This is a genomic window from Pseudomonas citronellolis, from assembly GCF_900112375.1.
GTDB classification, from domain to species: domain Bacteria; phylum Pseudomonadota; class Gammaproteobacteria; order Pseudomonadales; family Pseudomonadaceae; genus Pseudomonas; species Pseudomonas citronellolis.
This window is the reverse complement of the sequence record NZ_FOLS01000064.1, coordinates 1-5,756: the sequence shown is the minus strand read 5'-3', so window position 1 is coordinate 5,756 and position 5,756 is coordinate 1. Positions and strand designations below refer to the sequence as shown.

6 protein-coding genes and 1 pseudogene are annotated in these 5,756 nt (G+C 67.2%); 5 read left to right on the top strand and 2 right to left on the bottom strand.

Translation table 11 applies throughout. The features are described from left to right. The 4 genes and pseudogenes from BM060_RS32775 to BM060_RS31865 all read left to right on the top strand — a co-directional run. Positions 1 to 159, top strand: a pseudogene (locus BM060_RS32775) (acyl-CoA dehydrogenase family protein); the annotation flags it as partial. A gap of 25 nt (positions 160 to 184) precedes the next feature. Beyond that, entirely contained in the window at positions 185 to 1,534 is a 1,350-nt protein-coding gene (locus BM060_RS31875) for an MmgE/PrpD family protein (RefSeq protein WP_074986541.1), read from the top strand. A 138-nt stretch (positions 1,535 to 1,672) separates the two neighbouring features. After that, entirely contained in the window at positions 1,673 to 2,863 is a 1,191-nt protein-coding gene (locus BM060_RS31870; RefSeq protein WP_074986538.1) for a CaiB/BaiF CoA transferase family protein, read from the top strand. Positions 2,864 to 2,887: 24 nt separating this feature from the next. Beyond that, positions 2,888 to 3,706 carry an HpcH/HpaI aldolase/citrate lyase family protein gene (locus BM060_RS31865; RefSeq protein WP_074986537.1) on the top strand — a complete coding sequence of 273 codons (819 nt, stop codon included), beginning with the start codon at positions 2,888 to 2,890 and terminating at the stop codon, positions 3,704 to 3,706. Between the two features lie 148 nt (positions 3,707 to 3,854). Here BM060_RS31865 and BM060_RS31860 read toward each other — a convergent pair whose 3' ends face one another. Next, the gene (locus tag BM060_RS31860; protein ID WP_058489624.1) at positions 3,855 to 4,199 is read right to left on the bottom strand and encodes a cupin domain-containing protein; all 345 of its coding nucleotides are present in this window, start codon (positions 4,197 to 4,199) and stop codon (positions 3,855 to 3,857) included. A 113-nt stretch (positions 4,200 to 4,312) separates the two neighbouring features. Continuing rightward, the gene (locus BM060_RS31855) at positions 4,313 to 4,723 is read right to left on the bottom strand and encodes a hypothetical protein (protein WP_074986535.1); all 411 of its coding nucleotides are present in this window, start codon (positions 4,721 to 4,723) and stop codon (positions 4,313 to 4,315) included. A gap of 357 nt (positions 4,724 to 5,080) precedes the next feature. Here BM060_RS31855 and BM060_RS31850 point away from each other — a divergent pair, with 357 nt between their 5' ends. After that, entirely contained in the window at positions 5,081 to 5,587 is a 507-nt protein-coding gene (locus BM060_RS31850; protein WP_009622065.1) for a DUF3015 domain-containing protein, read from the top strand. The last annotated feature ends 169 nt before the right edge of the window (positions 5,588 to 5,756 follow it).

Below are 5,756 nucleotides of genomic sequence, written 5' to 3'. Positions count from 1 at the left end.
GCCTGCCTGCAGACCCACGGCGGCTTCGGCTTCGCCAATGAATACGACGTGGAGCGCAAGTTCCGCGAGACGCGCCTGTACCAGGTGGCGCCGATCTCCACCAACCTGATCCTGTCCTACGTGGCCGAGCACCTGCTCGAACTGCCGCGCTCCTTCTGACCTGCGAGCCCAAGGACGACAAGCGATGAACAATACCCACGCCCTGGCCGAATTCCTCGCCGGCCTGCGCTACGAAGACCTGCCGGCCGCAGTGGTCGCACGCACCGAAGACCTGTTCCTCGACTGGCTGGGCTCGGCCCTGGCCAGCCAGGGCCGCCACCCGATCCCGCTGTTCCAGCGCTATGCACAACGCATGGGCCCCGCGGACGGACGCAGCCGCGTGCTGGTCGACGGTTCCTCGACTTCGGCGTACTTCGCCGCGCTGGTCAATGGCGCCAGTTCGCACCTGGTGGAACAGGACGACCTGCACAACAGCTCGGTGCTGCACCCGGCCACGGTGGTATTCCCAGCAGCCCTGGCCGCCGCCCAGGACCTGGGCAAGTCCGGCCGCGAGCTGATCCTCGCCGCCGTCGCCGGCTACGAGGCGGGCATCCGCATCGGCGAATTCCTCGGCCGCTCGCACTACCGCATCTTCCACACCACCGCCACGGTCGGCACCCTGGCCGCCGCCGTAGCCGTTGGCAAGCTGCTGGGCCTGGACGCCCGCCAGTTGGTGAACTGCCTGGGCAGCGCCGGGACCCAGGCCGCCGGGCTCTGGGAATTCCTCCGCGATGCCGCCGACTCCAAGCAGCTGCACACCGCCAAGGCCGCCGCCGATGGCCTGCTCGCCGCCTACCTGACCGCCGATGGCCTCAGCGGCGCGCAGAACATCCTCGAAGGCGAGCAGGGCATGGCCGCCGGCATGTCCAGCGACGCCGACCCGCGCTGGCTGGTGGACGGCCTGGGCAGCCGCTGGGCGCTGGTCGAGACTTCGTTCAAGTTCCACGCCTCCTGCCGCCACACCCATCCCGCGGCCGACGCCCTGCTGGCGCTGATGCAGCGCGAGGGGCTGCAGGCCGAGGACATCGCCCGCGTCACCACCCGCGTGCACCAGGGCGCCATCGATGTGCTCGGCCGTGTGGTCGTGCCGCAGACGGTGCACCAGGCGAAGTTCTCCATGGGCACGGTGCTGGGCCTGATCGCCGTGCACGGCAAGGCCGGGCTGGTGGAGTTCGAGCAGTTCGCCCTGCAGGACCCGCGCGTGGCGGCCTTCCGCGACAAGGTGGGCATGCAGCTGGATGCCGAAGTGGATTGCGCCTACCCGCAGCGCTGGCTGGGCCGCGTCGAGGTGCTCACCAGCGATGGCCGCCAGCTGCAAGGCGCTATCGACGAGCCCAAGGGCGACCCGGGCAACAGCCTCAGCCGCGCCGAACTGGAAGACAAGTTCCGCCGCCTGCTGGCCTTCGCCGGCGCCCGCGGCGAAGCCGAGGCCACCCGGCTGATCGACGCCAGCTGGCGCCTGCATGACCTGCCAGGCCTGGAAGCCTTTGCCTGAGTAGCCCATGGCCCGGGCGGGCGGCCTCCGGAACCCGGGGGTTCACAGAGCGCGGGGCGCCGCCCGCCCGGACCGTGGATACACACCGACAGCGCCGCGCCGTCCATGGCGGCGGCGCACGAGACACCTGGAGCACCCATGAACCCGCGTCCCCTCGACGGCATCACCGTCATCAGCCTGGAACACGCCATCGCCGCGCCGTTCTGCACCCGCCAGCTGGCCGACCTCGGCGCCCGCGTCATCAAGGTCGAGCGCCCCGGCGTCGGCGACTTCGCCCGCGGCTATGACGAGCGCGTGCGCGGCATGGCCTCGCACTTCGTCTGGACCAACCGTTCCAAGCAAAGCCTGGCCCTGGACCTCAAGCAGGGCGAGGCCCACGCCGTACTGGAGCAGCTGCTGGAACAGGCCGACGTGCTGGTGCAGAACCTCGCGCCCGGCGCCGCCGCGCGCCTGGGGCTGTCGTTCGAGGCGCTGCACGAACGCTTCCCGCGCCTGATCGTCTGCGACATCTCCGGCTATGGCGAAGGCGGCCCCTACGAGCAGAAGAAGGCCTACGACCTGCTGATCCAGAGCGAGAGCGGCTTTCTCTCGGTCACCGGCGGCCCCGGCCCGGACGAGATGGCCAAGGCCGGCTGCTCCATCGCCGACATCTCCGCCGGCATGTACGCCTACAGCGGCATCCTCTCGGCGCTGCTGCTGCGCGGGCGCACGGGGGAGGGCAGCCGGGTGGAAGTCTCGATGCTCGAGGGCATGGCCGAGTGGATGGGCTTCCCCATGTACTACGCCTTCGAAGGCCAGGCGCAACCGCCGCGCGCCGGCGCCGCCCACGCCACCATCTACCCTTACGGGCCGTTCCCCGCCGGCGACGGCAAGAACGTGATGCTCGGCGTACAGAACGAACGCGAGTGGAAGGTCTTCTGCGAAGTAGTGCTGCAGCGCCCGGAACTGGCGGCGGACCCGCGTTTCACCGCCACCAGCCTGCGAGTGGCCAACCGCGACGCCCTGCGCGCATTGATAATCGAGGCCTTTGCCGGGTTGAGCGCGGCGGAAGTGGTGGCGCGCCTGGAACAGGCGCAGATCGCCAACGCCCACGTCAACGACATGCAGGGCCTGTGGAACCACCCGCAACTGCAGGCCCGCGACGCCTGGCGCGAGATCGACAGCCCGGTGGGCCGCTTGCCGGCGCTGCTGCCGCCGGCCCGCAGCAACGCCTATGCGCCGCGCATGGACGCGGTGCCGGGCCTCGGTGAACATACCGACAGCCTGCTCGCCGAGCTGGGCTACAGCGCCGCCGACATCCTGCGCCTGCACGAGCAGGGCGCAGTGTGAGCCGAACCTGACCAAGGACCCCGCATGAGCCCCATCGTCCGTTCCGCCCTGTTCGTCCCCGGCAGCCGCCCGGAGCGCTTCGCCAAGGCCCTGGCCAGCGGCGCCGACGCCGTGATCGTCGACCTGGAAGACGCCGTCGAGGCCTCGCTCAAGGCCCGCGCCCGCGACGACCTGGCGGCCTTCCTCGAAGCCAACCCGCAGGCCCGCGTGCGGGTGCGGGTGAACGCCGCCGGGCACCCCGAGCACGCCGCGGACCTGGAACTGTGCCGGCGCCTGCCCGGAGTGGCAGGCATTCTCCTGCCCAAGGTCGAACGCGCCGACGACCTGCGCGCCGCGTCAGCCTGCGGCAAGCCGATCTGGCCATTGATCGAAAGCGCCCGCGGCTTGCTGGCCGTGGGGGAAATAGCCGCCTGCGCCGGCGTCGAGCGCCTGACCTTCGGCGGTCTCGACCTGGCCCTGGACATCGGCATGAGCAGCGGCACCGCGGCTGCAGCGAGCGTCTACGACCAGGTGCGCCTGAGCCTGCTGCTGCATTCGCGGGTCAACGGCCTGCAGGCGCCGCTGGACACCGTCTACCCGGCCTTCGACGACGCCGAAGGCTTCGCCGCGACGCTCCGCCACGGCCGCGACCTGGGCCTGGTGGGCGCGCTGTGCATCCACCCGAAGCAGGTTGCCGTGCTCCACGCCGCCCTGGCCCCCAGCGCCGAGGAACTGGCCTGGGCACGCCGGGTACTGGCCGCGGCCGAAAGCGGCGCGGCGGCCTTCCAGGTGGACGGCCAGATGGTCGACGCCCCGGTCCTGGCCCGCGCCCGCCGCCTGCTGGCCAATGCAGGCGAGTCGTAGGGCGCATAACCGTTCGCGGTTATCCGCCGTTGGCCGGAACACTGGCGTTGCCGAGGGCCATCGCGGACGAAGTCCGCTCCTACGTCCGTGCTTCCCTGGAACCGTAGGAGCGGACTCCGTCCGCGATTGGCAGATAACGCCATAGGCGTTAGGCGAACACGAAATACTTGCGCACCGTCTCCACCACTTCCCAGGTGCCTTTCAGCCCCGGCTCGATGACGAACACGTCGCCGGCCTTCAGGTGCACCGGCTGCTCGCCCTCGGGGGTGATGATGCAGTAGCCGTCGAGGAAGTGGCAGTACTCCCACTTCTCGTAGTTCACCTCGAACTTGCCGGGGGTGCAGATCCAGGTGCCCATGATCTTGCTGCCGTCCGCCGAGGTGTAGGCGTTGAGGTTGACGGTGTGCGGGTCGCCGCCGATGCGCTTCCACTTGGTGGCATCCAGCATGGGGGTGGGGCAGGTTTCGCGCAGTACGGTGATGAAGTCGGACATGACAGTTCCAGGTCGGTGGGATATGGCCCGTCACCATAGGGGCAACGGCCACGCCGGAGTTGCCTGGATTCGACGCCGATGTGCCTGGAAGCGCTGCGCGGTAGCGGCCAACGTCAGTTGCGCAATGGCTCCAACCCGCAATGAGCCCAGATAACGGCAGCGAGTGTGGCCATCGACAAAACGGCATGCCAGACGCCTACCCGAAGGGTCGAATCGGGTTTGATCGCCTGGATCATGGGCAACAACTCATCGGGTACGCCGATCTTCGATGCGTAGTCCTTGACGCACCTTGCTGCGATCAGGAGTTCCTCCTGGGATTCCACTACCAAGCGCCAGTTCAATATGGCGAAGACTGCGAAAGCCGCTGCGAGAGGTAACAGCAACTGGCCGTTTTCGAATCTATCGCGGGACCAGGCGAAAGCTGCGGTAGCCGAGGCTACCAACTGGAAGTAGCCCCAGAACTTATGGTTCTTGTCCAAGGTTGCGCGATAGTGCGACAAAGCATCGGGCAGTGTGAATGACATCTTTGCTCCCCCCTGTGGCGTTGCTTCCTGCGCTGCCCAAGCCCGCATAGGCTTCCCGCAGCATCAAAGCTCTCCACAGACATATTCGCTTGCCTTGCGGGTTTTTCCAGCTGCTGTCGTTGCGGAGAACACCTGTGGGACGGATTTCGCAGCGCATCGTCGATCGAGGTTCCGCCTCGATAAGTCGGCCATATGTTTTCGATATCGCGAATTCTCCATGCAAATACCGACCGGCCGAAGTTTGAAACCTGGCCATTCCTTGCCTAAACCTAAAGTCGAGTCAGGCTGTTCCAGCCGTGCTGGGCAGCGAAGGGGTAGGGCACGCCAACCACGTCAAACGACCAAGGAACGACATCCATGACAAGCAAACTGCTCGGCAAGAGTGCGATCTTCGCGGTTCTCGGCGCCGCCAGCCTGTTCGCCCAGGCGGACCAGGCCGGGGGCAATGGCTGCGGTTGGGGCAACATGTTGTTCGAAGGGCAGCGCGGGTTGTTCCCGCACCTGCTGGCCACTACCACCAACGGGACTTCGGGCAACGCCACCTTCGGCCTGACTTCCGGCACCAACGGCTGCAACTCCGATGCGCGGCTGGGGTATGGCGGTCGTTCGATCTTTGCCATGAACGGCATGCTCGACAACATTGCCGAGGATATGGCCAAGGGGCATGGGGATGCGTTGGATGCCTATGCCACCCTGCTGGGGGTGCAGGCTCAGGATCGTGCGCATTTCGCGCAGGTTACTCAGCGGCACTTTGGGGAGATTTTTGCCAGTAAGGATGCGACTGGGGAGCAGGTTTATGCCAATACTCTGGCGGTGATGCAGCGTGATCCGACGCTGGCGCGCTATGCCAAGCAGCCTGCCTGAGGTTCGCGTAACGAGAATGTCCTTGCTGTTCACTTAAGGAAGAATGCCGTTTCTCTTCATGGGGGAAACGGCATTTTCATGTGGGGTGGGGCTAGGGCTTCGATCTTTAACTCGTCATTCCCGCGAACGCGGGAACCCAGCTGCCTTCTTGCTCGGTGTAACGCGCCGC